Below are 25,390 nucleotides of genomic sequence, written 5' to 3'. Positions count from 1 at the left end.
TGTGGGCAGCCCGGATGGTAAAAACGGTAGCATTTTCCGATATCTGGGGGAGACGACGATGACTGACACGACCACGGCCGAGACCGGCGCTGCGACCGGCGGGGTGCGCACCCTGCTCCGGTTGGAGGGGCTGGTGCTGTTTCTCGGCATGACCCTGCTCTATTACCAATGGGAGGGCTCGTGGCTGGTCTATGTCCTGCTGTTCCTGGTGCCGGATTTGAGCTTTGCCGCCTATCTCGCCGGCCCCCGCGTCGGCGCCATCGCCTACAACGCCGCCCACACCTATCTGGCGCCGGTCGCGCTGATGACGTTCGGCTTTGCCGGCTCCGGACCGCTGGTGCTCTCGATCGCGATGATCTGGCTTGCCCATATCGGGATCGACCGCGCGCTCGGCTACGGCCTAAAATACTCCAACGGCTTTGGCTTCACCCATCTCGGGCGGATCGGGAAGGACAAATTGACAGGCTGACGGGCGCTTGCTGTAGTCGCGGGCACAAAAGCGCGATGCGAATTCGGGGACAACCGATGCTGGCAGACTGGCGCCTGGCCGCGACGGCCGTGATCTTCTGCTGCGCCGTGCTGTTCACCTGCATCGCGACCAGTGCGCAATCGATCCCGAAGGACATCCCCTCCCGCACCGAAATCTACGGCATCCCGTCGCTGACGATCTCCGACCAGCAGTTCCTGACCGGCGACACCAACGGCAAGCCGGTCACGGTCGGCGGCGAACTCCGCATCGCGCAAGGAAGTGGCCGGCTGCCGGTCGTGGTGCTGATGCACGGCTCGAGCGGCGTCGGCGGCACCACGGACGCCTGGGTGCACCAGTTCAACAGCATGGGAATCTCGACCTTCGTGATCGACGGCTTCTCCGGGCGCGGCCTCACCACGACATCGCCGAATCAGGCGCTGCTCGGCCGGCTCAATCTGATCCTCGACATCTACCGTTCCCTGGAGATCCTCGCCAAGCATCCGCGCGTCGACCTTGATAGGATCGTGCTGATGGGATTTTCGCGCGGCGGCCAGGCGACGCTGTATGCGAGCCTCGATCGCTTCAACAAGCTCTGGAACAAGTCCGGCGTGCAGTTCGCGGCCTATATCCCGTTCTATCCGGATTGCTCGACGAGCTACGCCACTGACACCGAGGTTGCGGCGCGGCCGATCCGGATCTTCCACGGCACGCCTGACGATTATAACCCGGTCGCGAGCTGCAAGGCCTATGTCGCGCGGCTCGAGGCCGCGAAGCGCGACGTGGTGCTGACCGAATATCCTGACTCCGCGCACGGCTTCGATGCCGGCCTGATCGGCGCAACCAATGTGGTGGAATCGACGGGAGCGCAGACCGTGCGCCACTGCACCATCCGGGAAGGCGAAGGCGGCGTGCTGATGAACGCAGCGACCGAGGCGCCGTTCAGCTACAAGGATGCCTGCGTCGAGCTCGGCCCCCATGTCGGCGGCAACGCGGCGACCGCGATCGAAGCGCGCAAGGCGGTCAGCGATTTCCTGCAGGCGCTGTTCAAGCTGGGATAGCGCTGTTTCTGTCGTCGTCCGGCTTGACCGGACGACCCAGTATTCCAGAGACGGCAGTTTTCAATGGAGAGGCCGCGGCGTACTGGATGCCCCGCTTGAAGCGGGGCATGACACACCGAGAATGCCTCGCCTGCGCTCGTCCATAACGGCGCTGCGCCCTACTTCTCCCCGACCTTGAACGGCTCTTCCTTGCCCGGAGGCACGGTCTCTTCCGACATCGCCAGCAGCATCGCGACCATCACGTAGTTGCCGGCGAGCGCGGTGAGATCGACGATCTGCTGATCGTTGAACAGCTTCTTGGCCCGCGCGTAGGTCTCGTCGGAGACTTTTTTGGTCGTGGTCAGCTCGGTGACGAAATCGAACACCAGCGCCTCGTCCTCGGCCATCTTGGACGGCCGGTTGCCGGCCTTCAGGTCGGCGATCACCTCGGTGGACAATCCGGCCTTGGCCGCGAGCGGTGCGTGCGCGAACCATTCGACCTGCGAGCGCCACTGCCGGCCGATGATCAGGATCGCGAACTCGTTGAGCTTCGTTGGCACCGAGGTCTGCCAGCGTAGATAATAGAACAGGTCGTAGAGGCGCTGGCCAAGCACGGGGCTGCGGATCATCGGATTGTAGGGGCCGCCGATGCCGACGCTCGACACCTTCATGATTTGCTCGCCGAGCGGCCGCTGCTGATCGTTGAGCTGCTCCATGGTGAGCTGCGGAAAGCGCGGCTCCTTGCTGGTGGCGGGGCCGGCGAAGACAGTGGCCGCGAACCAGCCGCCGGCCGCGGCGAGCGTGAGCGACGACAGCCAGACTGACGCTGAATGCATGTGGTTTCCTCCGGTCTTGCTTTTATCGGAGGGATGTTAGTCGGGCCGCGGCTTGCGCGCCAGCCGCAACGCGCGCAGGTCAGCCTGTCACAGCGCGGCGATATCGGTGAGGCATTGCTGCGTCACCGTCATCCGCGCGTCGATCTGCGCCGGCGTCTTGCAATCCATGTTCATGGCGAACACCGTCACCGCACTGCCCTTCTCGACCCAGCCGACCAGCCAGCCGAGCGCGCCGTGCTCCTTGTCGGTCAGTCCGGTCTTGGCACGAATAATTGCGTCGCCGACTTTTGTCACCGGGAGGATGTCGCGCACCAGCTGCTGGCTGCGCTTGGAAACCGGCAGCACGCCGCGGCGCAGCCGGTCGACGAAATCGACCTGCTGGACCGGATCGATCCGCAAGTTGCCCGCCACCCAGAACTGGTCGATGCCGCCGCCGATATCGCGATTGCCGTAGTCGAGCACGTCGACATATTTCTGCATCCGCTCCGCGCCGATCCGGCGGGCGATCTCCTGATAGACCGGGAAGGCAGACACCGCGAGCGCCGAGCGTAGCGTGTGATCCTTGTTCCAGGCCGCGATGCTGCGGGTCACGCCGTCCCACTTGAAGACGTCCTTGTCGGGATCCTCGACCACACCGGTCTCGAGCGCGATCAGCGAGTTCGGGATCTTGAAGGTCGAGGCTGGCAGTCTCCCTTCGCCCGACCGATTCTTGTCGCTCGCGATGATCAGATAATCATCGACCTTGTAGCCGACGAAGCTGCCCTCGGTGCCGAGATCGAAGAACCGCTTTGCCAGATCCTCGCGAAACTCACTGCGCTGGGAGGACACGTTGGCAAGGCTGCGGGACGGCAGGAGGCTCGCTGCGGCAAACAGACCGAGCGCATGGCGACGATGGATCACGACGGGGACCTGAATTTGGTTTGGACTGACGACGATGGTTGATGCCATCGTGGTGAAAGGATGGCAACCAGCCGCTCTCTTTTGACGCGGTTCTATTGCTGGGGCGCCCGGCGCGACAGCCGGAGCACGAAGATCAGCACCTCGGCAACGGCCTTGTAGAGGTCGGCCGGAATTTCGTCGCCGAGATCGACATTGGAGAGCGCGCCGGCCAGCACCTCGTTCTCCCGGATCGGGATTTCGTTGGCTTTGGCGACCTCGATGATCCTGGCGCCGATCGCGCCCCTGCCCTTGGCCACGACGCGGGGCGCGCCGCCATGTTCATAGTGCAAGGCGATCGCAAGCTGGTTCTTGGTGTCGCTCATAGCGCGCGGTCCAGGAAATGGCCGGCCCGCGCTGGCGTGGCTTGCTGAGGCGCGCCGTCGCTGATTTCGATGGCGCCGGGCGTCAGGTCGGCCTGGGTGAGCGCCAGGCTCAATTCGGAGGCGCCGGCGCGCAGCCGCGCGGCGGTCACCGGCCGCTCCGCCCACATCCGCACCGAGGTGTGCTCGCCGGCGAGCGAGACCAGCGCATGCACCGGACCGGCCGGCTCGACGTCGAGCGTAAAGCGCGCCTTCCAGACCCGCTTGGACGCATCAGTGGCCTCGCTGCCGCCGTCGCGGGAAATCTCGAACTGCGCCATCGCGGTTCCCTGCGGGGTCAGGAACGGGACTTCGAAATTCCAGCGCGGCAGCATCGCATCGATCTGCGAGCGTCCGTCTAGGCGATCGGGCAGTGAGGCGACCTGCAGCAGCGTGTGCCGCGCCAGCGCGGCGTCGGTATCGTCAAGCAGGCGGTGCGCGACGGTCGCAAACGGCGCGTCGGGCGCGATCGACGGCTCGGCGATGGCCTGGGCTGATGGCAGCGATCCACGAAACGGCGGCGGCGGTGTGTTGGTGCGCACGACGACGTCGCCAGTCATGTCATCTGTATCAGCGCCCTGATGAGCGTGACCGTCCAGCTCCTGCAGCGCTTCCTGGATCAGATTGAGCGCGCCGCCCGCTGATGGACCCGTGTCGAGCGCGTCAGCAAGGGCGCCGGCAAGGCCTGCGCTACCCGTTAGAAGATCGTGCGCGGCCGGCACGCGCGCCTGCGGCAGCAGGATCTCCTGAAATTCAAGATCCAGCGTCCCCGCCGGCACCAGGCTCGGCGCCGCGCCGTGCAACGGCGTGCCCGGCGCGCCCGTTTTGACGGCGTCGTCCGAACCGAGCGAGGATTGCAGCGTCTGGCGCAGCACGATCAGCGCCGCCTTCAGATCCGGCGCGCTGCCATCGGACGGGCTGACGCCCGACGCCAGCGAGGCCTCGAACAACAGGCCGGACTTTTGGAACGCGGCTTTGAGGTCATCGCCGCCGAGATTGTCGTCGAGGCTGGTCTGCTGCGCCAGCACCTGCGCAATCGCCGCCTGCAGCCCCGGCGGCAGATTGACTGACGCGATCGCGGCAAGGTTGGCAAACAGCGCCGCTTGGCTGCCCTGCACCATCGCCGCGCCCTGCACGGCCGCAGTGACGGTGACCCGCTCGAGCGGCGTCAGCACCGCGCTGGGCGCCGTCGCATTGGCCTGGGAAGCGGCGCCAAGACCGGTCACGATCCCCGGCGACAGCCGCACCGCATCGCTGGATGTGCCGGTCGCCTCAGCGCCTGATCCAACCATTTGAAGGCGGATGCCATCCTGGGTTTGCGAGACCGCTAGCTGCAGGTTCTGGCCCGGTTGCAGCGGCACCTCGGTCTGGACGTCGATCGACAGGCCCGCGATCGCAATCCGCGCCAGATCGGCGGACAGCACCTTCAGCACCTGCGCATTGACGACGCTGCCCTGCTGCAGCGTGAGATCAGGCGCAACACTGCCCGCCTCCTGGGGGGCAAGCACCGGCAGCACGGGATTGATGGAATTTGCCATGTCGGGGGTCTCGGCCAGGCGGCAAGGTCGTGCCGCAGGCTAGCCCGGCGCCGTAAACCCCTCGTTAACCGCCGGCCGGCATCAGGCCCCTGAGGATGTCAGCGGCAGCCCTGAAATCGACCAGCCGGGCAGCGCGGCGCGAGGCGACCTCCTCGTCGATGCCCCATTTCTCGATGTTCCAGTCCTCGTCGACATGCGCGGCCGCCCAGACCTCGTCCTCGTCGCGAAACCGATGCGCCAGCGCCAGCGCGAGCAGCGCCGAGCCGGTCAGCGTCGTCACCACATGGAACGCCGCCACCGCCCAGGGATCGGCCGGGAACGCCGCACGCGCCGCCTTGATCGCGGCCTCAGGCTGGCTGACGTGCACGATCCCCTCGGCCAGGATGAAATGGGCGCCGTGCGCCTCGGCGGCCCAGAACACGACCGGGTCCCAATGCGCGGCTTCCCGCGCCACCAGCGTCTCGGGATGGCCGGCGCGATAGAACAGCATGTCGCTCCGGAGGAATTTTGCGGCGTCCTCCGCCACCTCGCCGACGCGCTCGATCACCCCCTCGACGACGCTGTTGGCAAAGCGTGTCACGGGCATGCTCAAGGGAGCGATGGTCTCGCCTTGCGCATTCCATTCCGCCGCGATCGCCTCCGCAATGGTGCGCGTCGGCGCCACGATCGGCTTGCCCGACGGCGAACGGATCGGCCGGCCATCGAGCGTGACCGAAAATCCGCCATCGGCCTCGGCAACACCGGCGCTGGTATAGAACCGCTTGCGCTGGGGCACGCGCATCTGGCGCCGCACCAACTCCTGCGGGTCGAACGGGGATTGTCCTGCAGCTTCGTCAAAGAGTTCGCGCATCGCGCCGGCCGACTTTCGTTCCCGAGGATTTGCCTGCAAGATATGTCATGGACAACAGCAAATAAAGCCGATGCGGCAAGCCAAATTCCTCGCAGGCCTTTCGCTGGCGGCGGCCGCTCTGGGCGTGGCCACCGCCGATGCCGGGTTCCGCTCGCCGGAATCGCTGGTCCGCAACGTCTACGCCCATTACGGCAAGGGTAGCTCGGAGTTCTCCAACGGCCTGCCCCGCGACGACGCCACGGCCCGGCAGTTCTTCGACCCCGGCCTGCGCAGCGCGTGGACCGCCCCGCACGATGCGCCCTATGATTTCCTGGTGCAGAGCCCGACCTGGCGGCTCGGCGCCGTCTCGATCGCGATCCTGCGCAGACAGTTCGACAAGACCTACGTGACGGCGCGATTCGACAACCAGGGCCGCACGATCACGCTCAACTTCATCGTGGTCAATGGGCCGGAGGGTTGGGTGATCTCAGATGTCGAGAGCCCGCACGATTCATTGCGGTTGTTCCTGGCGCAGTTCAGGCGCTAGAGCGTGTATGAATCCGATCAGCCCACCTGCGCACTCCCCTCAGGAGCGGACACGGGCTGATCGCCCCGGCACGTCGGCTAGGGGGCATTCGTTGTAGCCGCGAACGTCCGTGCAAGAATCTCGTCGCTAAATCCGCCTCTTTGTCCATGACTTCACGGTGCCGACCGTGACCGGCATCATATCGGAGACATCAACTGTGAATTGAAAGACTCTTGTTGCCCGCCTGTCGTCATCAGGATCATTGAAGGTCAGATATAAATCCCAGCAATCGCTGTGCATTCGGCAAACCGGGCTCTTTTCCACGGTCACGGTTTCGAGCGCACGCCCTTCAGCCAGTGCCCTGGCAAAGGCAGATGCGGCCTGAACGCAATTCGTGGCCGCGAAATTCATCGCCCGATCGCGTGAGATCGATCCATAGTTGCGAAGCTCGAAATACACCCGGTTGAGAAAATTGGCGATCGCGTCATAAAGGCTCTGATCGGCTTGGCCGCTGCCGCTCTGTAGTCCAGCCGAAGCGACCGCGTCACGAACCAGCGCGTTGATCTTCCAGCCATAAATACCGCGCAGGTCGGTCACGGCCAAGATCGGCAATTCCGCTTTTGATTGAAGCCTGATCATTTCGCCGGTACGTCGGCCCGGAATGCTGATCCTCTCGATGAAATCGGATTGATCTCGCGCAAGGCTTTGGTCGGCCAGGAGCTGGAGGAGAGTATCGTATATTGCGTCGTCGAAGGGACCATCCGGTACAAGCCCATAAACGGGCGCGCCATCGATCGCCAAGATCCATATGAGGCAGTCTCGCTCGGTCCGGTTCCGATCGAGATATTCAATCAAGTGTCGCACTTCGTGTGGGGTCGGCCGATCCAGGTCGCCATGTCTCGCCTCCCGAGCCATGTACTGTTCGAACTCCTGCTGGCCTATCTCGGATCCGAAGTCGTACGACAGGCTGCCAAGCGCATAGACCAAACCCGAGTGGGCGGTGCTTTGTTCGACCGATCCGCTTCCGGCGGCACGAACCGAGGTCGGAGCCGCGGTGGAGGATGGATACGCCGGCGCGCTCGATGGTGTAGCCCTTTCCTCGCGCGTCTCTCCCTCTGCCACGGAAACGACGCTCGCGGCCACGCTGGTTTGAGGGGCAGTTCCGGCACGCGTGATCGGGCGATCGTCGCTCCCCGCAGCCCCAATCCCGACGCCGGACGCGAACAAGGCGTCGAAGGCCGCAGGCAGGTTCATCACACCGCGAAGGCAGCGTTCGGGCTCGTCGACCACGGCAGGATCACAAGCACGCGCGGTGTTGAGCAGTGCCGTGCGGATCGCCGTTGCATCAATCTGCCGGCCGACTTGCAACTGCCGACTCATCAACAAGGCGCTGACGCCGGTAACGATCGGCGCCGCGACGCTTGTTCCCATTTCGCGAACCGGCTCTTCCGTGCCCGGCTGCGCTCCAAGGATTCTTTCGCCCGGCGCCATGATGCCGTCGATCGAATAGTTACCGCCCCAATTGCTGAACTTGAATGGCCGGCCGTTGTCCTTCAACGCACCTGCCGCCAGCGTTCCGGGGAGTACTGCGGGAATGCAACGGCATTCGCCGGCGTTATTGCCGGCAGGTGCCACGATCAGGATGTTGTCATCCTGGCATCTGCGGATCGTACGCGCCAAAAGTTCGTGGGGGGCGTCAGTCTGAGTCGGCACACACGCGGCGCAGTGAATAATGTCGGCTCCCAAGTCATGGGCCAAATCGAACGCACGAGCCAGATTGAGAGGCGATAGAAATTCTGCCGGATCGCCAACCTCATTCAACGGCACGACAATGACCCGGCAATCGGGTGCGATCCCTGGCGCCGGCGTGCCGCGCTGCCCCGCGATGACGCTGGTAATGTGGGTTGCGTGACGGTTTACCAGAATCCGAAACAGAATACTTGGCGAGAAGCTGGCCAGGAATCGTTCGTCCTTCTCCGCCTGCGGCAGATCGCTGTTCGCAATCTCGCGGAACAAGGCATGCTGCGCCACCGTAATCGGCTCAGCGCGGGCGTGCCAATAAGGAAACACTTTGGAGATCCGATCACTGCGAAAACAAGACAGCGTCAGGTCGGGATCGCCGTCGAGAATGACAATCGTGATCCGCGAGTCGCCTAATGTCAGGCTTCGAAGCTCGCCAAGCCCCGAAATGCGGTCGTCCAAATCGTGGAGGTGGCCAGCGCCATGCAGGTGTTCGGCGGCCGTCGTTACCAGCGATCGGTTCTCGACATCACGGTCCGAGGCACTTACACGCCTCGCGCTCGATGGTCCATCAGCAAACCGCGCATAGACGTCAGCGGCTTCTTCTTGTGACGCTTTCAGAGGTCGTGAAGAATGCGAGTCGTTCATCGGGCTGCCCCTCTGTCTGATAGCCGCCGCATTCTTTCCACCGTTGCCTCCGTTACTCGCGCAGTCACACGCTGCGAATCGAACCGGCCGAGGTCGCGGACACCTGGTCGCGGACACTTGGTTCTGGGGCTGGGGAACGCCCGCCACGAAAGCGGCGGGCGTTCCCTGTCACAACCCTGCAGATCGTCATGGAAATTACCTGTCGACGATCAGTTGGTTGTTGCGGTCGACCCCTTATTCGGCGTCGCCACCCGAATAGGCGCACGTTACCGTGGCCGAGACGCACGTGATCGTGACGCTGACCGAGGGGGTCACGCCAACGAGGGTTTCTTCCGACAATTCGGCCAACAAGTCAGTCTGACTGCCGACGATGCTGCGAGCGACCGGTGCAGTCTGGATTGGTCTGGTCTGCGTGTTCATAATGACGTTCTCCTTCGGTTGAGTGACACAGGTTCGACCGCTTTGAGTGGGTCGCTCAACTCCTCCTCCCTTCGGAAGAAGCTCAGGTCGCCGCCAGATTCCGGTGTTACCGGAATCTGGCGGCATCAACTAAAACGGCATCGGGGTCCGGTTGAGCAGGGCCTCTGGCGTCGGTTCACTCAGCCAACCCAACTTAACGGGCACATTGTAGAGGCGTCCCGGCGCAAACCGTTGCCAGAAGAAGCGCATCCCCGGCACCACCACTTTCACAACGTTGAGCCCGATGTCTGGCCGGGTCAGGTCAAGAACCAGAACGTCTAGACCGACGCGTCGGGCAGCCGCGACCGCTGCCTCGACGTCACCGCGGATGTCGTCGGTGCAGATGGGTTTGAAGTCACCCGATTTTGTGGGTGGCACCGACCGATCGGGCATAAGGTAGGGTTTGTCTTCTACTCTCGTCCTAAGCAGCCATTCGGCGCTTTCGGTGTCGATCTGCTCATCGGGGATCTTGTCCAGCTCGAGGCCAACCTGGCTCATCTCCGTCAGCGACCGGGTGATAGCGACCGCTGGGTCAAGATGCGCGCCATAGCCGATAATCAGGCGCTCGGACCCGCCCGTAGTCCTTCGCGACACCGCGGCCATTACCGGGATGCCCAGGTCGGCCGTAAGAGCCAGGACCCAAATTTCCCGGCCGATATCCCGATAGAATCGCTCAAGGTCGCGGAAATAAGGATCGTCAAAACTGGCCAGATCGACGGCCGGACGCCTCAGGCCGTTGTACCACCAAAGCGCCGCGCAATCGCGTTCGACAACTTCGAGAAATCCCTGGTAGATGGCTTCTTCCAAATTGTTGCCGGCGGCATTCCCGTTGGAGTCCGCACGACAAAATTCATGATCCTTGGGCACCGGATACCAGAGATAACAATAGGCCGTCGGCAGGAATCGTTGGCGTCCGTCCGTAAGCGACCAGACGGGTGTCCAATCGATTGATCGGTTTGGGTCGAAACGCTGGGGTATCCAATTGTTCCCGATCGTCGACGATGCGTTCAACGTCTCCCGATTGGCGTATTGCGCCTCACTGATTTGCAGACAACTTTCCGGATGGATCGCCGCCTCACCCAGTTCCGCCAAGGAGGCTTTGATCCGTGGCTCGTCGCCTTGATAGATGAAGGAGTAGCGTTCGACCGCCTCGCAAAACCCGCTGGCGCGCGCCTGGGCGTTGGTCTTGCCTTTGCCGGAGGCTGTGTGCCGGAGGATTCGGCGCAAGCCGCGCAACGACCCCACGACACCCATGCTGTGGCTGGATCTATAGGTATTCACCAACGGGTTGGAGGGATCGGAAATCCTCGACAACTCCATCACCACCCCGGAGACCGGACTGATCAAATGCCCGTAGCGATCGAGGGTCTCGTCGGGCGACATCGATCGATGCCCGCCATCGTCGAGGTAGCGCTTCGGGGAAGACTTCAATTCGATTGGCTGGAAGCCTCGCCGTCCGACCAGCTGGGGATCACCGCAGCAAGGGCATTGGGGTCGATGCGGCAACGAATGCGCCCGGTACTCGTGAGTTACATGATCCAGTGTGAGGATTTTCCCGGCCAGGGTCTCAGGCTTCGCCGCGCCATGGTCGGGGATCCCGAGCGACCGCGCAGCGATCCACTTTGCGATCTCCGTCGTCACCCAATTCAGCGCCAGTCCAGCCGTTGAGGGCAAGACCGGTCGCGACGTTGTCAGACAGTCGGCTGAATCTGCCTGGGCCTTCCGCTGGCGAATGATTGAAGCCTTCACCTCGGCGTTGCCGCGGAGGCGTTGAGCCAAACACTGCCAGCAGCCGGTCTCGCCAGGTACGAAGATTGGGCCGAGCCAAATCACGCTGCCGACCGGTTTGACGAGCATCCAGGGACGACCGGTCTCCAGTGCGGTGCGGTTTATCTGCTCGAGTTCCGGGCGCAAGTAATCGTCTGTCACGACGACCTGCAGGTCGAGCAGAGCGGCCGCCGCCCCGTTCGCCTTCGCCGTGGTCGTATCATCAACGATGAGGCCAGCCTCTGATACGAGCGCATTCAACGGCGCTACGGATACATCGCCAATCGCCGTCAAAGAGATCTTGCTCTGTCGCAGACGCGGCCCGACCTGGAACGGATCGAAACCAAGCTCGCTCCAGAACGCCGCTACCCCAGGGGCAATCCCTTGGGCCGCCTCGGCGAGATAGCCGAGGCGGCTGAGCCGATCGATGACCTGGTCGACAACGTCGCTTGAGACCATCTCTGACGATAGACCATAGATATCGTCCATCGAGTGCTGACCATCGAGGAACGGCACAATGGCGCAATACAAGCGTCCGCTCAGCACGTGAGAGGTGTGTTCGCCGAGCAAATACACGTGCATTGGTTCAACGATCTCGACGCTGAAATGCGACTTGATCCGTGGCCTTTCGAACCTCGTCCCGCAATTCTTCGGTTGGTTGCCAAGGTCAGAGAGCATTCGCACAAGCTCCGCGTTTTTCAGCTATTGAGCTCGAAGAGACGTAGCCAGGCGGGTCAACCCAATCGAAGGGAAACTCAAGGCACTAAGTTGCCTTGGATCACATGGTCTCACGCCCATATTCTCCCCCTCCGGAACGACGGCCTCGCTCGTAGACCATTGCCGCCAGCACTCTCGGCGCCCGCAGCAGCCTGCCCAGCCGATCCGCTCGGCGTCTTGGGCACCGCGTGCTTTTCAATTTGTAGATAAGTGCCGAAATTCATCCCCACTTCGCTGGGCTGTTGCCAACTGGCGGGAATGTACGAAGGTTCGCCAGACGTTTCTGCCATTGGCTTCTCTGCCATTGGCTTCTCCGCCCTTGGTTTCTCTGCCTTTGGCTTCGCTGCCCTTGGTTTCGCTGTCCGTGGTTTTCCTGCCATCTCGAAGAGCTCCTCGTTGACTTTGCCCAGTGAGGAGTGGCCACGCGCCGCGTTGGCGAGATGGTCACCCGACGTCGTCAGAAACCCGAATGCGTGAAGGCCGAGCGCATGATTTGCTGGTAGCTGGGCGATTCAAACCGAGCCGGATCGTTGTGGTTGGCGCCGTGAATCAACGCGATGCCTACCGACAATAAGTTGTCGCGCGTTCCATGCACCACATCAACACAGGTTGAAGGATCGATGAAATGCGGACGTTTCACCGGCTTTGAAAGAACAGGATTGATATCCATAACCGCGTACCCCCTGAGATCAATCGGGTGAGGTCCAGGACCGCACTTCGCCCATCGTGACCGGTATGAGATCGCTCACATCGACCGTGTAGCGGTAGATTCTCTTTGCTCGACTGTTGTTTTCCGGGTCGAAGAACTTCAACTTCACGTCCCAGCAATCGCTGTCCATCCGGCAGAACGGGCTCTTGTCGACCGAAATTTCATCAAGCTGCATTCCCGCTACGAGAGCGTTACCGAACGTCGCGGCCGCTTGAAATGCGTTGGTCACTGAGAAGTTGAGCGCACGGTCACGCGACGTTCTTCCGAGATTCCTCAAGTCGTAGTAAACTCGATTGAGGAACCCCTCCAGCGTCTCTCGTATCTTCGCTCCCTCGTCCGAAGCCGATGCGGCCGCGGCACTGGCCTTCAAGGCGCTATCAACCAAGGCGTTGGTTTTCCAGCCGTACATTCCGCGTGTGTTTACCGGCTCGATCACCGGTACGACCTGACCCGAGAAGAGCTTCACTGTGCGCCCTGTAAGCAGCCCGGGAATACTCACGCGTTGAACGTAGTTCGCATCGGTCTCCGCCATGATCTCACCGGCAAGCATGAAGCGGAGAACCTCATAGACGTCGCGAGCGAACGCGCCGACGGGCTCGATGGCGTAGACCGGTGTCAGCTCAATGTTCAGAGTCCAGATCAGCGATCGGGCTTCGGCAAGATTGGTGGTCAAATAATCGACCATCTGACGCGCATCATAAGGATTCGCCGGCATTTGATTGCTCGGCGGCATCAACTGTTTGAAGGAGTCCCGCCGCGCCTCGGTTCCGAAATCATATCCAAGAACCCCGAGGGCATAGACCAGACCAGTAGCCGTACTCGTGTCCGGGGCTTCGCTCGCCGTCACAGCGCCCGCCGCAAAGCGTGTTGCAGACGACCGGCCGCCGCTGACAGCATTTGGCGCGAACGAGGGGACCGCGTTCGAGGATGAGGAGGCCGGATGTTGGTCTCCGGCATTCCGTTGCGGAATTTCGGCCTGCGTGATCGCGTTCAGCTCCTCCGGAAGCTGCTCACTCTCGCTGCACGCACACTGAGGGGAAATCGCTGCATTTACTGTCGTCGATTCTCTTGTCATTTGTGTCCTACTCCCTCTTAAGAGTTCGAAAGCACCTGGTAAGTTCAGCCTTCCCGCCAAGCACCGGTCGGAATCTTCCGAGCGAATGCCGTCGCAGGGCAACGCACTATCGAGCAACAATTGGCGGATTAGATGCGGATCTGGTGTTTCGCCCCGATCAGCCTGATGGCTTAACAAGAGCGCGGCAGCGGCGGCCACGATGGGGGCCGCGAAGCTGGTGCCGCTGCGGCGGGTTACCCCGCCGCCCGGCTTGGCACCGAGGATGTCTTGCCCCGGAGCCATCAAGCCCCCGGTGCGATATGCCCCGCCCCAGTTGCTGAAGCCTATCGGCCGGTCTTGGCGATCCAGTGCGCCGACAGCCAACACCGTCGGCAGCGCTGCCGGAACATGCAAACATTCGCATCCGTCATTGCCGGCGGCCGCCACGACAAGGACATTGCGGTCGGCGCAGAGACGGATGGCATTTTGCAGCCAGGCATCGGCCTCTCCTTCGTCCGTCAGCTGACCGCCGCTGATGTTGATGATGTGGGCGCCATGATCAACAGCCAACTCGATGGCGCGCGCCAGATCGAGCTGCGAAGCACTTCGACGATCCTCGAAGAAGACGGGAATGACGAGACCGCAGCAGTGTGGCACCAGCCCTTCAACATCACTGCCGGGTTGGCCGAAGATGATACTCGTAATGTGGGTCCCATGAGCGGCCATCGGGCCTGTCGATCGGCCATCGGCGGGGATCAAACTGGGCAGGAGAGTAAGATTTGCTCCCTGGAAACAGGGGTGTTCAAGATCAACGCGACCGTCCAAGACGGCGACGCGTATACTTGCGTCTCCCCAGTTGGGAAAAAAACCATGCTCTGACGAATGTTGACGCATCACATCCCCATCGCTGGCATTGCGTAACGTGCCACGCGACTTACCCCTGCATAATGCTTTTGACGCTGGTATTTGTACTCGACGCCCCGGAGTGCGTTTTCAAATATGATCGAAGAAAGAACAGAACACTACCTTAAGTATGCGCAAGGTTTGCACAACTTAAGGGTGAATGCAATCTCCATTTTCGTCAAGAGGCTTTGGGCCGAGGCGCGCCGAGTCGGCTCCAAACAACCACCTGCCCGGTCCGCAGGATCTAGCCGTAATTGGCGATCGACAGCGCCATGTTGGCGTTCTGCTCGATCATGAAGATGCCGGTCCCCTGGCGGTTGATCACCTGAATGATATCGAACACCTGCTCGACGAAGACGAGGCGACAGGCCCATGGACGGCTCGTCCATGCACAGCAGCTTCGGACGCGCCATCGTCTTCAGCGATCATCTCAAGCGCCATTGGCACGATCGGACACTATCCGGGCACTGCCGTCGGCAGGAATTGTGCGTCTTCCTCGACGGGTTCACCCAGCTCGTTTTCCCACTTCGCAACGACGGCGGTTGCAACGCCGTTGCCGATGACGTTGGTCATCGTACGTCCCATGTCCAGGAAGGCGTCGATGCCGATGAGCAGGACGAGGCCTCCCGCAGGCAGGCCGAACGTGGGAAGCGTTGCGGCCGCCACTACCAGGGATGCACGCGGCACGCCAGCGATGCCCTTGCTAGTGACCATCAGAAGAAGCAGCATTGCGATTTGGGTCGTGATCGGCATGTCGATGTTGAATGCCTGGGCAACGAACAGGGCCGCAAAGGTCTGGTACATCATCGAACCGTCGAGATTGAACGAATAGCCGAGCGGCAGGACGAAGCCGGTGATGCGCTCCGAGACACCGAATTTCATCAGCTGCTCGATCATCTTCGGGAACGCAGCCTCGCTGCTCGAGGTCGAGAAAGCGATCATCATCGGTTGCCGCAGCAGGCGAAGCAGCGTCTTGATTGTACCGCCGAGTACGACGCTGCCGGCGCCGATGATGATGACCCAGAGCACCGCAAGGCCGAAGTAGAACGCGCTGACGAACTTTCCGTAGGTCACGAGGACCCCTACCCCCTGCGTGGTGATGACCGCGGCCATCGCGGCGAACACGCCGAGCGGCGCGAAGCGCATGACGTAATCGGTGAACTTGAGCATCACCGGAACGATTTGATCGATCGACCTTGCGATATCAGGGGCAAGCGTCGTCTTGACGGCGCTCAACGCGAAGCCGAAGAATATCGAGAAGACAAGGATCTGCAGCACCTCGTTCCCTGCCATTGCCTGGACGACGCTGATGGGAAAGACGTGCGCAGCGAAGTCCTTGATGTTCAGGCTGCTGGTTTGGACGTTGGTCGTCGCATTTGCCTCCGGCAGCGTCAGACCAAGACCGTGCCCCGGCTGAAGCAGATTGGCCAGCAAAAGCCCGACCAATAACGACAGCAGCGATGCGGTGATGAACCAGGCCAGCGACTTGACGGCGATTCGCCCGACTGCGCCGCCGCTCGCACCGAGGCTGGAAATTCCGGAGACAATCGTGGCAAACACCAGCGGCGCGATGATCATCTTGATCATTCGCAGAAAGACGTCCGACACGATGGCAAAATAGCCGGCGATGACCTTGGCCTGCTCCGGGCTCGCCAGCGTATTGCACGCGTAACCCACGGTGATGCCGAGGAACAGGCTGACCATGATGTATGTGGTCAGCCGGTTCGAATTTGGAGCTTTGCTGCCTGCCTGCATGAGGTGATCCTTCGCGCCACCAAGGGTTCATGGCATCCGAGCTGTGGCGCTTCTCAGCGTCTCGGGGTGCCGCTGCGGACGGGGCCGGACAGGACTATCCGAGCTTGGAAAGGACGGCGGTGCGGGTCTGAATTGACGGCACGTTGCGGGCGCGGATGGCCTCGATCAGCCGGTCGATGTCGGCCGTCGTGTTGAACATGCCAAGCGACACGCGAATGCCGTCACGCTCCGGCGAGACGCGGATGCCGTTCTGCGTGAAGTAGTCCAGCCAATCGGCCGCCGGCAGGGCGATGACGTAGATGTGCGGCGCGCGGTGCTGCCGATCGCGCGGGCCAACCAATCCAACGTCGAGCTGATCGAGACGCTCGATCAGATAGTCGCCGAGGTCGAAGCAGTGGCGCTGGACGTTCTCGATCCCGATCGCGTTGATGAAGTCGATCGCTGCGCCGAGGCCTTGGACGGCCGGAAGATTGAAGTTGCCGAGTTCGAACCGACATGCCGTCGCCGGCAAGGCCATGTTGTCCGGCCGGGCGATGAAGTCCTGCGGCGGTTCGGCAAGGCTTGCAGCCGCGAGGTAGGCCGGCTCCAGTTCGATGCGCGTCGCGTCCCAGTAGAGCAAACCGAGCCCTTGCGGCACGAGCAGGCCCTTGTGCGTGCCGGAGCCGATGAAAGTGGCCTTCATGGCCTTTGCGTCGATCGGCACCACGCCGATGCCCTGCATCACATCCACGACGAAATAGAGCGAACGCTGCGCACAAAGTTCGCCCACGCTCTCCACGTCAAACCGATGCCCGGCGTGGAAGGTGACGTGCGACATGGAGATCGCACGCGTCCTGTCATCGATGTGCGATCGGAAACTCTCTGCGTCCACAACATCAGTCATGGGAATGAAGACGATTTCCACACCCTTCTTCTGCAAATTGAGGAACGCGTAAGCGTTGTTGGGATGATCGCCATGGATCATCAGAACCTTGTCGCCGGCGCCGAGGGGTAGCGCATTGGCGGCGATGTTCATGCTCTCGGAGGTGTTCTTCGTGAAGGCAATCTCATGCGGCTTGACGCCAAGGAAGGTCGCGACCTTGGCGCGGGTTTCTTCGAGACGGTTGAGCCAGATTTGCTTGGGGCCGGCCGTTTCGAAGCCTTCCCGTAGAAAGCGCTCATATGCTTCCTTCACCGGAAGAGAGAGCGGCGTCTGAAAGCCGCTATCGAGGTAGACGATTTGATCGACGGCCGGGAAGGCCTTGCGAACGGCGGCTACGTCATAGTGCTGGATCATGATCACCCCGGTGACGTGACATGGCGGAGCATCTCGCCGGACGGGGCCGGCGGGTGCCTACGATCAATTCAGGTTTGGCGACGTGGACTGCAGAGAGCTGCCTGGATTTCAGTCAGCTCAATCAACTGCCCCAAGAATATACCGACCTCGTTCGAGGTCGAGTTATAACATCAAAAAACGAGAGTTATTATTCCGAAAACTGAGAAATATAGACTTCATCTTCATGATCCTGCAGGATCGTCTGGGACAACAAGGACGCTGCGTCCTGCAAAGGAGCAATGAAGGCATCAAGGCCCGCGAGCCAACGCGCGCCGCCGGCACAGAAACTCCCAGGCAGGCGATGAGGTCGCCCTCCGGAGAGACGATCGGCACGGCGCACCCCACCACCCCTCGAACGAATTCCTCGTTCGTCTTCGCCCAGCCTCTGCGCCGCGTCTCCTCCAGTAGCGCCAACAACGCTTCGGGATCGGCGATCGTCGTCGGGGTGTACCGGACCAGCGGAAGTGAATGGACCAACCGTTGTCGGACCCTCTCAGGCAGCCGGCTCATGTAGATTTTGCCCGTCGACGTACAGTGCAGTGGAGCTGCATCTCCGGGATTGAACTGCAATCCTTGCTGCGGCTTGGATCGGACACTGTCGACGTAGACCACGACGTTGTCGCGGACGACACCGATCTCGCACTGCTCTCCGATGCGGTCGGCGACCGCACTTAGAACCGCGTGCCGGCGCACGGTGCGAAACGCCGCCCCGATGGTCTTGGCCGAGAGCGTGACCAGCTTGCTTCCGACGACATAGCGTTTCGTCCCGAGGGCTTTCTGGATGAGGCCGCGGCTTTCAAGATTGCCGATGAGGCGATGCGCGGTCGGGAGTGGAAGGGAGAGCGCGGCGGCGATTTCGGCAGCCGAGAGCGCCTTCTTCTGCTCGGCCACGAAGACCAGGATGGCAATAGCGCGATCCAGTGGCCCGTCGTTGGGACTATCAGGTTCGTTGGCCACGACGCATTCCTTGCGTGGGTACTGCCCAAGGGTAACTTTCACAGTACCACACGAAGACTCCCTACGGTCCACGCCGCGCAGCAATCCGCTCACATCCGGCGATTCCTCATTTCAAGCGTCAGGACAGGTCGTCCAGAGCCGTCCGAAGGGGTCCCAGTTACAAATATAAAATCTATGGTAGTTTTGATCCCCAGCCGTCATTGAAAGGCGAACGCCTCGTTGGGGGGACAAATGAAGCTGAACGAAGGGAGCCGGCTGACCCGCCGGGCCGTCCTGAGTGGGGTCGCATCCGGCGCGCTGGTCGTGGCCGATCGGGCGTTTGGCCAGGCAGTGAACGGCCTCGCCGCCAGCAACGGCAATCCGCCGCCTGCCCCGAGCGACAGCACTGTGGACACCTTTCATGGCGTCAACATCCCTGATCCGTATCGACCCCTCGAGGATTCAGCGCGGGCCGATGTGAAGGCCTGGATTGACGCTCAGGACGTCCGCACGCGCGCATTGATAGACTCCCTGCCGATCCGAAAGCAGCTTCATGATTTCATGAATGCGGCCCTGGACTATCCGCGGACCACGGTTCCGGCGCGATATGGCCGACGCTACTTCACGCTTTTCTCCGAAGGCCTGGACGATCAGCGTAGTGCCGGGGTTCAGGAGCATCCAGGTGGCCCGCGAAAGACGCTGATCGACGCAAACGCCCTGTCGTCCGACGGCACGGTGGCAATCCAGTCGATCTTCCCCGACCGGCCCGGCACCAAGGTCGCTTACCTCTTGTCCGAAGCCGGAAGCGATCGAGAAACGATGCGAGTCCGCGACGTCGAGACCGGCCAGGACCTGCCCGACGTTCTGGCCTGGTGCAAGCATACGACGGTTGCCTGGTCCCGTGACGGATACAGTTTCTATTATTCCCGCTACCCCGGTGACAACGATCCCGCCGATTGGAACCGCCGCGGCCAGATCGTGTGTCTGCATCGGCTTGGAGAGCCGCAGTCGGCCGATCGAGTCATTTTCCGGCAGACGGATGCGCGTGACTATTATTTTCAGGTCGCGTCATCCATTGATGCCGACCTGCTCAAGATCGTCGCCAGGGTCGGAACGTCGGAAAAGGCCGGTTATTTCGTCGCGCCCCTCCACGATGCCACCCAGATTGCGGAAATCTTCCCAATCGGTTCAGCGGGCTTCTATCCGATCGCAAATGTCGGTCCGACGCATTATGCGATCACCAACCTCGATGCACCGAAATGGCGGCTTGTGCGCATTGACCAATCCGATCCAAAACCGGATCGATGGCACACCGTGATTGCCGAAAGTGAGGCGCCGCTAAATTCCGCTGCGGTGTTCGACAGCAAGCTGGTCGTCAAACACTACCAAGACGTCAATCAGCGCGTCGCCATTCATGATCTCAGCGGCAAGCACCTGTCGACCGTTGACCTCGGCGGCTTCGAGAGCGTGTCGTTTGGACGGCATTTCAGGGACGACGACCATCTGCTGCTCGAGGTCAATGACTACAAGCAAGCGAGCCGCATTGAGTGGTTGGACCTGGAGACCGGCAAGCCGTCCCTGTTTCGTCCGTCCGCGGCGAAGCACAGCCTTGCCGATGTTGTGGTCCAGCAGATTTTCGTGACCAGCAAGGACGGCGCGCGTGTCCCGATGACCTTGATCCATCAACGCGACATCCAGCTCGACGGCAGCAATCGGACGATGCTCAACGCCTATGGTGGCTTCGGTTACGCATTGTGGCCCTATTACAGTGACAAGATTGCCGCTTGGGTCCGGATGGGTGGCGTCTACGCCCTTGCCTCCATACGTGGCGGAGGCGAATACGGCCAGCCGTGGCATGACGGAGGTCGACGCACCCACAAGCAGGCCTCATTCGACGATTTTATCGCATCGGCCGAATGGCTGATGGCCAACGGCTACACGCGCCCGGACAGGTTGGGTATCAACGGCGCGAGCAATGGCGGCCTGCTGGTGCTGGCAGCCATGCTGCAGCGGCCCGAGCTTTTCGGAGCAGTCGTCTCCGCGGTTCCAGTCACCGACATGTTGCGGTTCACGAAATTCACGTTCGGCATCAACTGGATTCCGGAATACGGAAATCCTCAAGCCAACGAAGCCGACTTCAAGGCGCTCTTCGCCTATTCGCCGCTTCACAACATCCGCAAGGGCGTGAAGTATCCGCCGCTGCTGGTTCTGACGGCGGATAACGACGACAGGGTTGCGCCGGCTCATTCGTACAAGTTCGTGGCAACGATGCAGGCCCTGTCGCCGGACAGCGCGGTGTACCTGGGCGTTGAGCGGCGTGCCGGCCACTCCGAGGGCAATGCGTTAGGCAAATCCATCAATCGCGAATGCGACACGCTCGCCTTCCTCTGTGACAGGCTTGGAGGGGCGATGCAGGAATTGCCGAAGATCAGCCGTTCATTCGATTGAGTCCCATTGCGCTTCCAAATGGGAGGGCCGCCAAAAATGGGGGAAAGCGAAGTCGTCCGCCTTCCCTGCGTGTCAAACGGACGGTTCGGAGATCTGGTTAGTCAAGCCAGAGTAGCAAACAACTGCACGCCAATCAGTCTCCAAGCGACTTGTGGAAAAACACGCGCTGATAACCGTTCTGCTCACGACGCTCTGTTTCTACCCATCCGAGAGCGGGATACATCGCCAGATTTTCCGTCATCTTCTCGTGTGTGTACAAGGTTATCTCGCGATAGCCGCGACGGACTGCTTCTTGTTCAGCAAAATTCAACAACGCGCGCCCGATACCGCGACCATGATGGCTCGGGTCAACGGCGACGTTATCCAGGAGAAGGTGGTCTGTTTCGTCGATGAGGATCAGCACCCCTGCTACCTGATCGCTAACTTCCGCCACCCAGGCGGCATGGTTCCGTACGTGCGCTGAATAGTCGTCCAGCATAGGTCCTGGAGGTTTTCCGATTCTCTCGACGTACACGCGGTATGCATCCGATACGATACGCTCTATCGCAGGTAGATCGGCGATGTTCGCTGGACGAGTTATCATGCGCTTTCCCAATCGGCGTCACACGGAGAAAACAGACACACGTAATTTCGCAGCATTTGGACCCTGTTCAACAAAGCGAACAAGCCCTTTTCCAGCTCCGAATAAGTTATTGATTTTGTTGATCACGCGAGTCCACATTTGCTCGATCCGAAACGCTCACAACAGTGAGGCGACATCCCGGAGTTGCTTTGCGTAGTCTGCGTAGCCCCCAAAGCAGACATTCTGCACGTATGAGCCACCGGCGCGACGGTTTGCGCAAAAGGCCTGCCCTTGGGCGGTCAGTGCTTCATCCGTTTAATCACCGGCAGCATGCTCTAGCGGGGGCTTGTACTCGCAAATCCGGTCAGTCCATGTCCGTGCTGCCGTCAGGAGCGGACGTGGTCGGCTCGATCCAGCACGTCGGTTAAGGGCCAAAAAGGAGGTGAACAGAATCTCTGATCACAGCGCAGAACAATGGAGATAGCCGCTTTCTTCAGGCCGGTGCGACAAGCGACGACATGGGAACGTCCAGCGTATACACATAGCCTGTTGCGTCATACGCCAATTTGACCTGACCTTTCAATTGTTGGCCAAGAGATCCGATCAATCGCGTTCCAAAGCTCTGTCGGGAAGGTGCACTGACTGAGGGACCACCTTTTTCGGACCAGGTTAGCTGCAGCCGCTCCATCGGCTCGTCAATCTTCCATACAATGTCGACGCTTCCGGTCGGCATCGAGAGCGCCCCGAATTTCGTGGTATTGGTGCAAAGTTCGTTTAGCGTCATCGCGAGGGCGATCACAGCTCCGGACGTGATCTTGATGTCGGGACCCGCGATCGAAAATCTCCCGACGCCTTCTTCGTTGTCATACGGCGCTATTGCGCCGCGGATCGTGTTTGCAAAGTCGGCATTTGCCCATCTCGCCTGCAAAAGCAGATCGTGCGCTCGACCGAGCGCGACCAGCCGTCCTTCGATCGCGTGTTGCCCATGTTCGAGACTCGTTGCGGTCCGCAGACTTTGTGAGGCAATGGCGCTCACTGTCGCCAAGGTGTTCTTGATGCGGTGGTGCAGCTCCTCCAGAATTAATTTCTGCAGCTTGTCAGCCGCCTCGCGCTCCTTTGCGTCGATGCCAGCCTGCGCAAGCAGCACCTCTGCGTCGATGCTTGCTTGCTCGAGCAACAGGCGAAGGTTGTCATTTTCTGCCGTCAGCAATTCATTGGAAACAGGGTTCGTTGATCGTGAGGCGTCGGAGATTTTCCGGGTTTCCGCCTGCATGGCCTTTGCGAGAACCGGAGAAAGATCAGCCTGGATGATGCTCAGGGAACCCTGCCCGATCATTTGCTGCATTTCCGCAATCATCTGCTTGACCTCCAGCGGCTTTCCAAAAAAGCGGCTATGGGCGGGCTTTTCCGCGTCCGTCGGCACCAATTTACCGGAAGCAAGGATAATCTTGATGGAAGGCCATCGCTCATGGACGGCGTGAGCCAGCCTGAGGCCGTCCATGCTGCCGGGCATCTGAATGTCCGTAAACAGGAGTTCGATATCCGAGCGCGACTCGAGAATGGCCAACGCCTCGTCGGCGTTCACCGCTTCGATAGGAGTGAAGCCCGCGTCCTCGACGATGTCTACCGCGCGCATGCGCAGCATCATTTCATCTTCGACGACAAGAACCTTCGGCGACACTTCTGGTTGGCGCAAAAGCATGACTACCTGACAATTTCTTTCCGAGCTGACATGCAATCAGGCTCACGAAAACCGATTGTCGTGCATATCAAAGGATCGAACCCAAATGTGAGCACTTTTGCTCACTCGTTCAGGCCAGGAGCGGCGCTCCAGGCTAATCGCCATCGTCGTTCTGCCGGTGAACGAACTGTCGATGAACTTCCCGTCCTAATGCGTTAACTACGGATATCTCGAGGTCCTGGTCGTCGCGGAGGCTCTCGTCGCGGAAGTGCCGGACAATTTCTTTGCAATAGTCAATTGCTTCCGACTGTGTTTTGAACTCGATCCCCACTTTATCTCTGTGCGGGACGCCGTCTTTCATATCGAAGAAGAACTTCTGCATCGTCATTCCCTCTGCACACCAATCCGGCGCGTTGGCATTCGTTCCGAGGCCCTCCAGCAATCGGATTGGAACCATTTCGGGACGGTTGGCGGCCCACGCACGACCGAACGCCCCGCCGTGGCGTCCGATATCCCCACATCCGGCGTTCTCAGGTCAGTTTCAATCGGTCGAGCAAGGTCCTCCGCAGCTCCACGGCCGATTGCGCACGCATTTCGGCAGCGCGCACGTCCGCTTTGGGTCAAAGGACGAGATCCCGGAGTTGCCTGCCTGAGTCCGGTTCACCCCCCAACAGGGCACAGAAGAAGTAGTCAGTGTCCGCGAGCGGAAGGGAAGAGTTTCGGCGTGCGCCTTTGGGCGCAGCCGCCTCGTCACTCCGCCACGCCTGCGGAGGCCACCGGCAACGGCGGTGCGCGCAGTTCAGGTTCAATCAGCGTCTGATAGCGCGACGGCTCGGCCCGTTCGATTGCCGCAATATCGGGTGCGCCGCCATTGCGCCAGCCAACATAGGCGTCGCTGGTCTCGATACCCATTGCTTCGGCAACGAGCTGAACCCAGTTCCTGACCCTGATGTTGTCGCGACCGTCGAGCGCTGCGATTTCGCGATGGCACGGATGAAAGATCGTACACACGGTATCGGCGCAATTTGCGATCGCCGCCGACCAGGTCTCGCCGATCACCGCCTTCAGTGCGCCTGGCACAGTAGCAATGCCACTGCACATGTGGCCGGGATGTGCAGGTCCTTCGATCAGTTCGAGCCCTGGTATTCGCGACAGCACGCTGGCGACACGATCGTTGATCGGCACGTGGGTTGAGAAACCGAGATGCCGGTGCAGCAGTACGCGGTGCGGCACTGGAACAGTCAACAATGGCGCCAGCCGCTCGATTGATGCGACGAGCAATTCGGAAATGTGCGTGATATCGAACGCAGCCGCATTGCCCGGTGCCATGATGTCGGACATGTGCATGTGGCACGAGGGACACCAGGTAACGAGCGTGCCGCGACCATCCCTCGTGGCGGCTTCATTGAAGCGGCTGACGGTCCGGCCCGCCATGTTGCTCGCGCCATGCGGTTGATGGTCGTGGCTGGTGCCGCAGCAGTAGGCCGGGCCGCCGGCGGCGCTGACATCGTAGCCTGCACGCTCCAGCAGCATGATCGACAGTCGGATCATTTCGGCGTGGCGCAGCATGTTGCAACCGAACCAGAACGTGACGCGATCGTCGCTCACAGCCATTTCTCAAGCTCCTCATCGCTGAGCTGCAGTCGTGCGAAGGTCTTGATGCGCGGGAAATAAGAAGGATCCTGCTTGGCCGGTAGCTGTCGCGTTTCGTTGATCGCGCGTTGCTTGGCAATCCGGACCAGCAGCATGGCATCAAGCCCCGCAGCCTTTTGCGGGCACGCATCGACGCACTGGCCGCTCTTGGTGCAGGCGCCGACCCAGGCCACCGTCTCTTCTGGAGCGGCCGCACCGCTCGCCAACTGGCGCAATCCACTGGTGACGATCTTGGGATCAGCGCCGCGCAAATTGACGTCGTCGACCATCGGACAGGCGTTGAAGCAGGCGCCGCATTCCGTGCACAACGCGGCAAGCTCCGGGCCGGTTTGCTCCAGGAAAGCTTCGGTGGTTGCGGCGCGCGCTCGGGGAAGCCTGGTCATGGCACAGGCAAAATGCGCTCTCGTCGCCTTTCGGTCAAGGTTGCGCCGACACGATCAATTGCAGATACCACCGGCTTCCGCAGGCAAGCGGGCGAGGCAACCGACGACCCTCCGACTTCCGCCTTGG

The 25,390-nt window shown here is 61.2% G+C and carries 21 protein-coding genes and 1 pseudogene; 4 read left to right on the top strand and 18 right to left on the bottom strand.

Annotated elements, in window-relative coordinates; genetic code table 11:
- The first annotated feature begins 58 nt into the window (after positions 1-58).
- Together UP09_RS13065 and UP09_RS13060 are read left to right on the top strand one after the other, a co-directional pair.
- Positions 59-469 carry a DUF4260 domain-containing protein gene (locus UP09_RS13065; RefSeq protein ID WP_044538593.1) on the top strand — a complete coding sequence of 137 codons (411 nt, stop codon included), beginning with the start codon at positions 59-61 and terminating at the stop codon, positions 467-469.
- 56 nt (positions 470-525) lie between these two features.
- Positions 526-1,527 (top strand): dienelactone hydrolase family protein, encoded by a 1,002-nt coding sequence (locus tag UP09_RS13060; RefSeq protein ID WP_044538592.1) that lies wholly within the window; start codon positions 526-528, stop codon positions 1,525-1,527.
- Between the two features lie 158 nt (positions 1,528-1,685).
- Here the strand turns inward: UP09_RS13060 and UP09_RS13055 are convergent, their stop codons facing one another.
- The 5 genes from UP09_RS13055 to UP09_RS13035 form a co-directional block, all read right to left on the bottom strand.
- Positions 1,686-2,342 (bottom strand): carboxymuconolactone decarboxylase family protein, encoded by a 657-nt coding sequence (locus UP09_RS13055; protein WP_044538591.1) that lies wholly within the window; start codon positions 2,340-2,342, stop codon positions 1,686-1,688.
- Positions 2,343-2,429: 87 nt separating this feature from the next.
- Positions 2,430-3,290: a class D beta-lactamase gene (blaOXA, locus tag UP09_RS13050; protein WP_502689048.1), complete on the bottom strand. Its 861-nt coding sequence runs from the start codon at positions 3,288-3,290 to the stop codon at positions 2,430-2,432.
- Between the two features lie 44 nt (positions 3,291-3,334).
- The gene (locus UP09_RS13045; RefSeq protein WP_044538590.1) at positions 3,335-3,604 is read right to left on the bottom strand and encodes an EscU/YscU/HrcU family type III secretion system export apparatus switch protein; all 270 of its coding nucleotides are present in this window, start codon (positions 3,602-3,604) and stop codon (positions 3,335-3,337) included.
- Complete coding sequence (fliK, locus tag UP09_RS13040) at positions 3,601-5,178, bottom strand: flagellar hook-length control protein FliK (RefSeq protein WP_044538589.1); 1,578 nt, start codon at positions 5,176-5,178, stop codon at positions 3,601-3,603. Before fliK ends, UP09_RS13045 begins: the two co-directional genes overlap by 4 nt.
- A 64-nt stretch (positions 5,179-5,242) precedes the next feature.
- The gene (locus UP09_RS13035) at positions 5,243-6,028 is read right to left on the bottom strand and encodes an ATP12 family chaperone protein (protein WP_044538588.1); all 786 of its coding nucleotides are present in this window, start codon (positions 6,026-6,028) and stop codon (positions 5,243-5,245) included.
- 70 nt (positions 6,029-6,098) lie between these two features.
- Here UP09_RS13035 and UP09_RS13030 point away from each other — a divergent pair, with 70 nt between their 5' ends.
- Complete coding sequence (locus UP09_RS13030) at positions 6,099-6,554, top strand: hypothetical protein (RefSeq protein ID WP_044538587.1); 456 nt, start codon at positions 6,099-6,101, stop codon at positions 6,552-6,554.
- A gap of 126 nt (positions 6,555-6,680) precedes the next feature.
- Here the strand turns inward: UP09_RS13030 and UP09_RS13025 are convergent, their stop codons facing one another.
- The 8 genes and pseudogenes from UP09_RS13025 to UP09_RS12990 all read right to left on the bottom strand — a co-directional run bounded on the left by UP09_RS13025 (position 6,681) and on the right by UP09_RS12990 (position 18,557).
- Entirely contained in the window at positions 6,681-8,921 is a 2,241-nt protein-coding gene (locus UP09_RS13025; protein WP_052833083.1) for a PatA/PatG family cyanobactin maturation protease, read from the bottom strand.
- A 234-nt stretch (positions 8,922-9,155) separates the two neighbouring features.
- Positions 9,156-9,341 carry a DUF5837 family cyanobactin class RiPP gene (locus tag UP09_RS13020; protein ID WP_044538586.1) on the bottom strand — a complete coding sequence of 62 codons (186 nt, stop codon included), beginning with the start codon at positions 9,339-9,341 and terminating at the stop codon, positions 9,156-9,158.
- A gap of 129 nt (positions 9,342-9,470) precedes the next feature.
- Positions 9,471-11,825 (bottom strand): TOMM precursor leader peptide-binding protein, encoded by a 2,355-nt coding sequence (locus tag UP09_RS13015; protein WP_044538585.1) that lies wholly within the window; start codon positions 11,823-11,825, stop codon positions 9,471-9,473.
- A 496-nt stretch (positions 11,826-12,321) separates the two neighbouring features.
- Positions 12,322-12,534, bottom strand: coding sequence for a cyanobactin biosynthesis system PatB/AcyB/McaB family protein (locus UP09_RS13010; RefSeq protein ID WP_044538584.1), 213 nt, complete (start codon positions 12,532-12,534; stop codon positions 12,322-12,324).
- Between the two features lie 19 nt (positions 12,535-12,553).
- A complete protein-coding gene (locus tag UP09_RS13005; RefSeq protein ID WP_044538583.1) occupies positions 12,554-14,521 on the bottom strand; it encodes a S8 family peptidase in 1,968 nt (655 codons plus the stop codon).
- 465 nt (positions 14,522-14,986) lie between these two features.
- The gene (locus UP09_RS13000) at positions 14,987-16,285 is read right to left on the bottom strand and encodes a dicarboxylate/amino acid:cation symporter (protein ID WP_044538582.1); all 1,299 of its coding nucleotides are present in this window, start codon (positions 16,283-16,285) and stop codon (positions 14,987-14,989) included.
- Positions 16,286-16,379: 94 nt separating this feature from the next.
- Positions 16,380-17,561, bottom strand: a complete 1,182-nt coding sequence (locus tag UP09_RS12995) for an aminotransferase class V-fold PLP-dependent enzyme (RefSeq protein ID WP_082070119.1) — start codon at positions 17,559-17,561, stop codon at positions 16,380-16,382.
- A 187-nt stretch (positions 17,562-17,748) separates the two neighbouring features.
- Positions 17,749-18,557, bottom strand: a pseudogene (locus UP09_RS12990) (IclR family transcriptional regulator).
- A gap of 231 nt (positions 18,558-18,788) precedes the next feature.
- Here UP09_RS12990 and UP09_RS12985 point away from each other — a divergent pair.
- On the top strand, positions 18,789-20,984 hold the full coding sequence (locus tag UP09_RS12985) for a prolyl oligopeptidase family serine peptidase (RefSeq protein ID WP_052833082.1): 2,196 nt from the start codon (positions 18,789-18,791) through the stop codon (positions 20,982-20,984).
- 133 nt (positions 20,985-21,117) lie between these two features.
- Here the strand turns inward: UP09_RS12985 and UP09_RS12980 are convergent, their stop codons facing one another.
- The 5 genes from UP09_RS12980 to UP09_RS12960 form a co-directional block, all read right to left on the bottom strand.
- Positions 21,118-21,567: a GNAT family N-acetyltransferase gene (locus UP09_RS12980; protein WP_044538580.1), complete on the bottom strand. Its 450-nt coding sequence runs from the start codon at positions 21,565-21,567 to the stop codon at positions 21,118-21,120.
- A 472-nt stretch (positions 21,568-22,039) separates the two neighbouring features.
- Positions 22,040-23,248: a sensor histidine kinase gene (locus UP09_RS36955; RefSeq protein WP_082070117.1), complete on the bottom strand. Its 1,209-nt coding sequence runs from the start codon at positions 23,246-23,248 to the stop codon at positions 22,040-22,042.
- A 133-nt stretch (positions 23,249-23,381) separates the two neighbouring features.
- Complete coding sequence (locus UP09_RS12970) at positions 23,382-23,609, bottom strand: DUF6894 family protein (protein ID WP_044538617.1); 228 nt, start codon at positions 23,607-23,609, stop codon at positions 23,382-23,384.
- A gap of 368 nt (positions 23,610-23,977) precedes the next feature.
- A complete protein-coding gene (locus tag UP09_RS12965) occupies positions 23,978-24,841 on the bottom strand; it encodes a heterodisulfide reductase-related iron-sulfur binding cluster (RefSeq protein WP_044538579.1) in 864 nt (287 codons plus the stop codon).
- Positions 24,832-25,263 carry a 4Fe-4S dicluster domain-containing protein gene (locus UP09_RS12960; RefSeq protein WP_044538578.1) on the bottom strand — a complete coding sequence of 144 codons (432 nt, stop codon included), beginning with the start codon at positions 25,261-25,263 and terminating at the stop codon, positions 24,832-24,834. The genes UP09_RS12965 and UP09_RS12960 overlap by 10 nt, the downstream gene beginning before the upstream one ends.
- Positions 25,264-25,390: the final 127 nt, after the last annotated feature.

Origin of the sequence: Bradyrhizobium sp. LTSP885 (assembly GCF_000938305.1) — a bacterium.
GTDB lineage: Bacteria > Pseudomonadota > Alphaproteobacteria > Rhizobiales > Xanthobacteraceae > Bradyrhizobium.
Note: the sequence above shows the minus strand (reverse complement) of the source record. Positions and strands in the feature narration are given on the sequence as shown.

What these genes read in the sequence shown, in the direction of transcription:
- UP09_RS13065 (WP_044538593.1), top strand. Translation starts at nt 59, where the DNA reads ATGACTGACACGACCACGGCCGAGACCGGCGCTGCGACCGGCGGGGTG.
- UP09_RS13060 (WP_044538592.1), top strand. Translation starts at nt 526, where the DNA reads ATGCTGGCAGACTGGCGCCTGGCCGCGACGGCCGTGATCTTCTGCTGC.
- UP09_RS13055 (WP_044538591.1), bottom strand. Translation starts at nt 2,342, where the DNA reads ATGCATTCAGCGTCAGTCTGGCTGTCGTCGCTCACGCTCGCCGCGGCC.
- blaOXA (WP_502689048.1), bottom strand. Translation starts at nt 3,290, where the DNA reads ATGGCATCAACCATCGTCGTCAGTCCAAACCAAATTCAGGTCCCCGTC.
- UP09_RS13045 (WP_044538590.1), bottom strand. Translation starts at nt 3,604, where the DNA reads ATGAGCGACACCAAGAACCAGCTTGCGATCGCCTTGCACTATGAACAT.
- fliK (WP_044538589.1), bottom strand. Translation starts at nt 5,178, where the DNA reads ATGGCAAATTCCATCAATCCCGTGCTGCCGGTGCTTGCCCCCCAGGAG.
- UP09_RS13035 (WP_044538588.1), bottom strand. Translation starts at nt 6,028, where the DNA reads ATGCGCGAACTCTTTGACGAAGCTGCAGGACAATCCCCGTTCGACCCG.
- UP09_RS13030 (WP_044538587.1), top strand. Translation starts at nt 6,099, where the DNA reads ATGCGGCAAGCCAAATTCCTCGCAGGCCTTTCGCTGGCGGCGGCCGCT.
- UP09_RS13025 (WP_052833083.1), bottom strand. Translation starts at nt 8,921, where the DNA reads ATGAACGACTCGCATTCTTCACGACCTCTGAAAGCGTCACAAGAAGAA.
- UP09_RS13020 (WP_044538586.1), bottom strand. Translation starts at nt 9,341, where the DNA reads ATGAACACGCAGACCAGACCAATCCAGACTGCACCGGTCGCTCGCAGC.
- UP09_RS13015 (WP_044538585.1), bottom strand. Translation starts at nt 11,825, where the DNA reads ATGCTCTCTGACCTTGGCAACCAACCGAAGAATTGCGGGACGAGGTTC.
- UP09_RS13010 (WP_044538584.1), bottom strand. Translation starts at nt 12,534, where the DNA reads ATGGATATCAATCCTGTTCTTTCAAAGCCGGTGAAACGTCCGCATTTC.
- UP09_RS13005 (WP_044538583.1), bottom strand. Translation starts at nt 14,521, where the DNA reads ATGCGTCAACATTCGTCAGAGCATGGTTTTTTTCCCAACTGGGGAGAC.
- UP09_RS13000 (WP_044538582.1), bottom strand. Translation starts at nt 16,285, where the DNA reads ATGCAGGCAGGCAGCAAAGCTCCAAATTCGAACCGGCTGACCACATAC.
- UP09_RS12995 (WP_082070119.1), bottom strand. Translation starts at nt 17,561, where the DNA reads ATGATCCAGCACTATGACGTAGCCGCCGTTCGCAAGGCCTTCCCGGCC.
- UP09_RS12985 (WP_052833082.1), top strand. Translation starts at nt 18,789, where the DNA reads ATGAAGCTGAACGAAGGGAGCCGGCTGACCCGCCGGGCCGTCCTGAGT.
- UP09_RS12980 (WP_044538580.1), bottom strand. Translation starts at nt 21,567, where the DNA reads ATGATAACTCGTCCAGCGAACATCGCCGATCTACCTGCGATAGAGCGT.
- UP09_RS36955 (WP_082070117.1), bottom strand. Translation starts at nt 23,248, where the DNA reads ATGCTTTTGCGCCAACCAGAAGTGTCGCCGAAGGTTCTTGTCGTCGAA.
- UP09_RS12970 (WP_044538617.1), bottom strand. Translation starts at nt 23,609, where the DNA reads ATGCAGAAGTTCTTCTTCGATATGAAAGACGGCGTCCCGCACAGAGAT.
- UP09_RS12965 (WP_044538579.1), bottom strand. Translation starts at nt 24,841, where the DNA reads ATGGCTGTGAGCGACGATCGCGTCACGTTCTGGTTCGGTTGCAACATG.
- UP09_RS12960 (WP_044538578.1), bottom strand. Translation starts at nt 25,263, where the DNA reads ATGACCAGGCTTCCCCGAGCGCGCGCCGCAACCACCGAAGCTTTCCTG.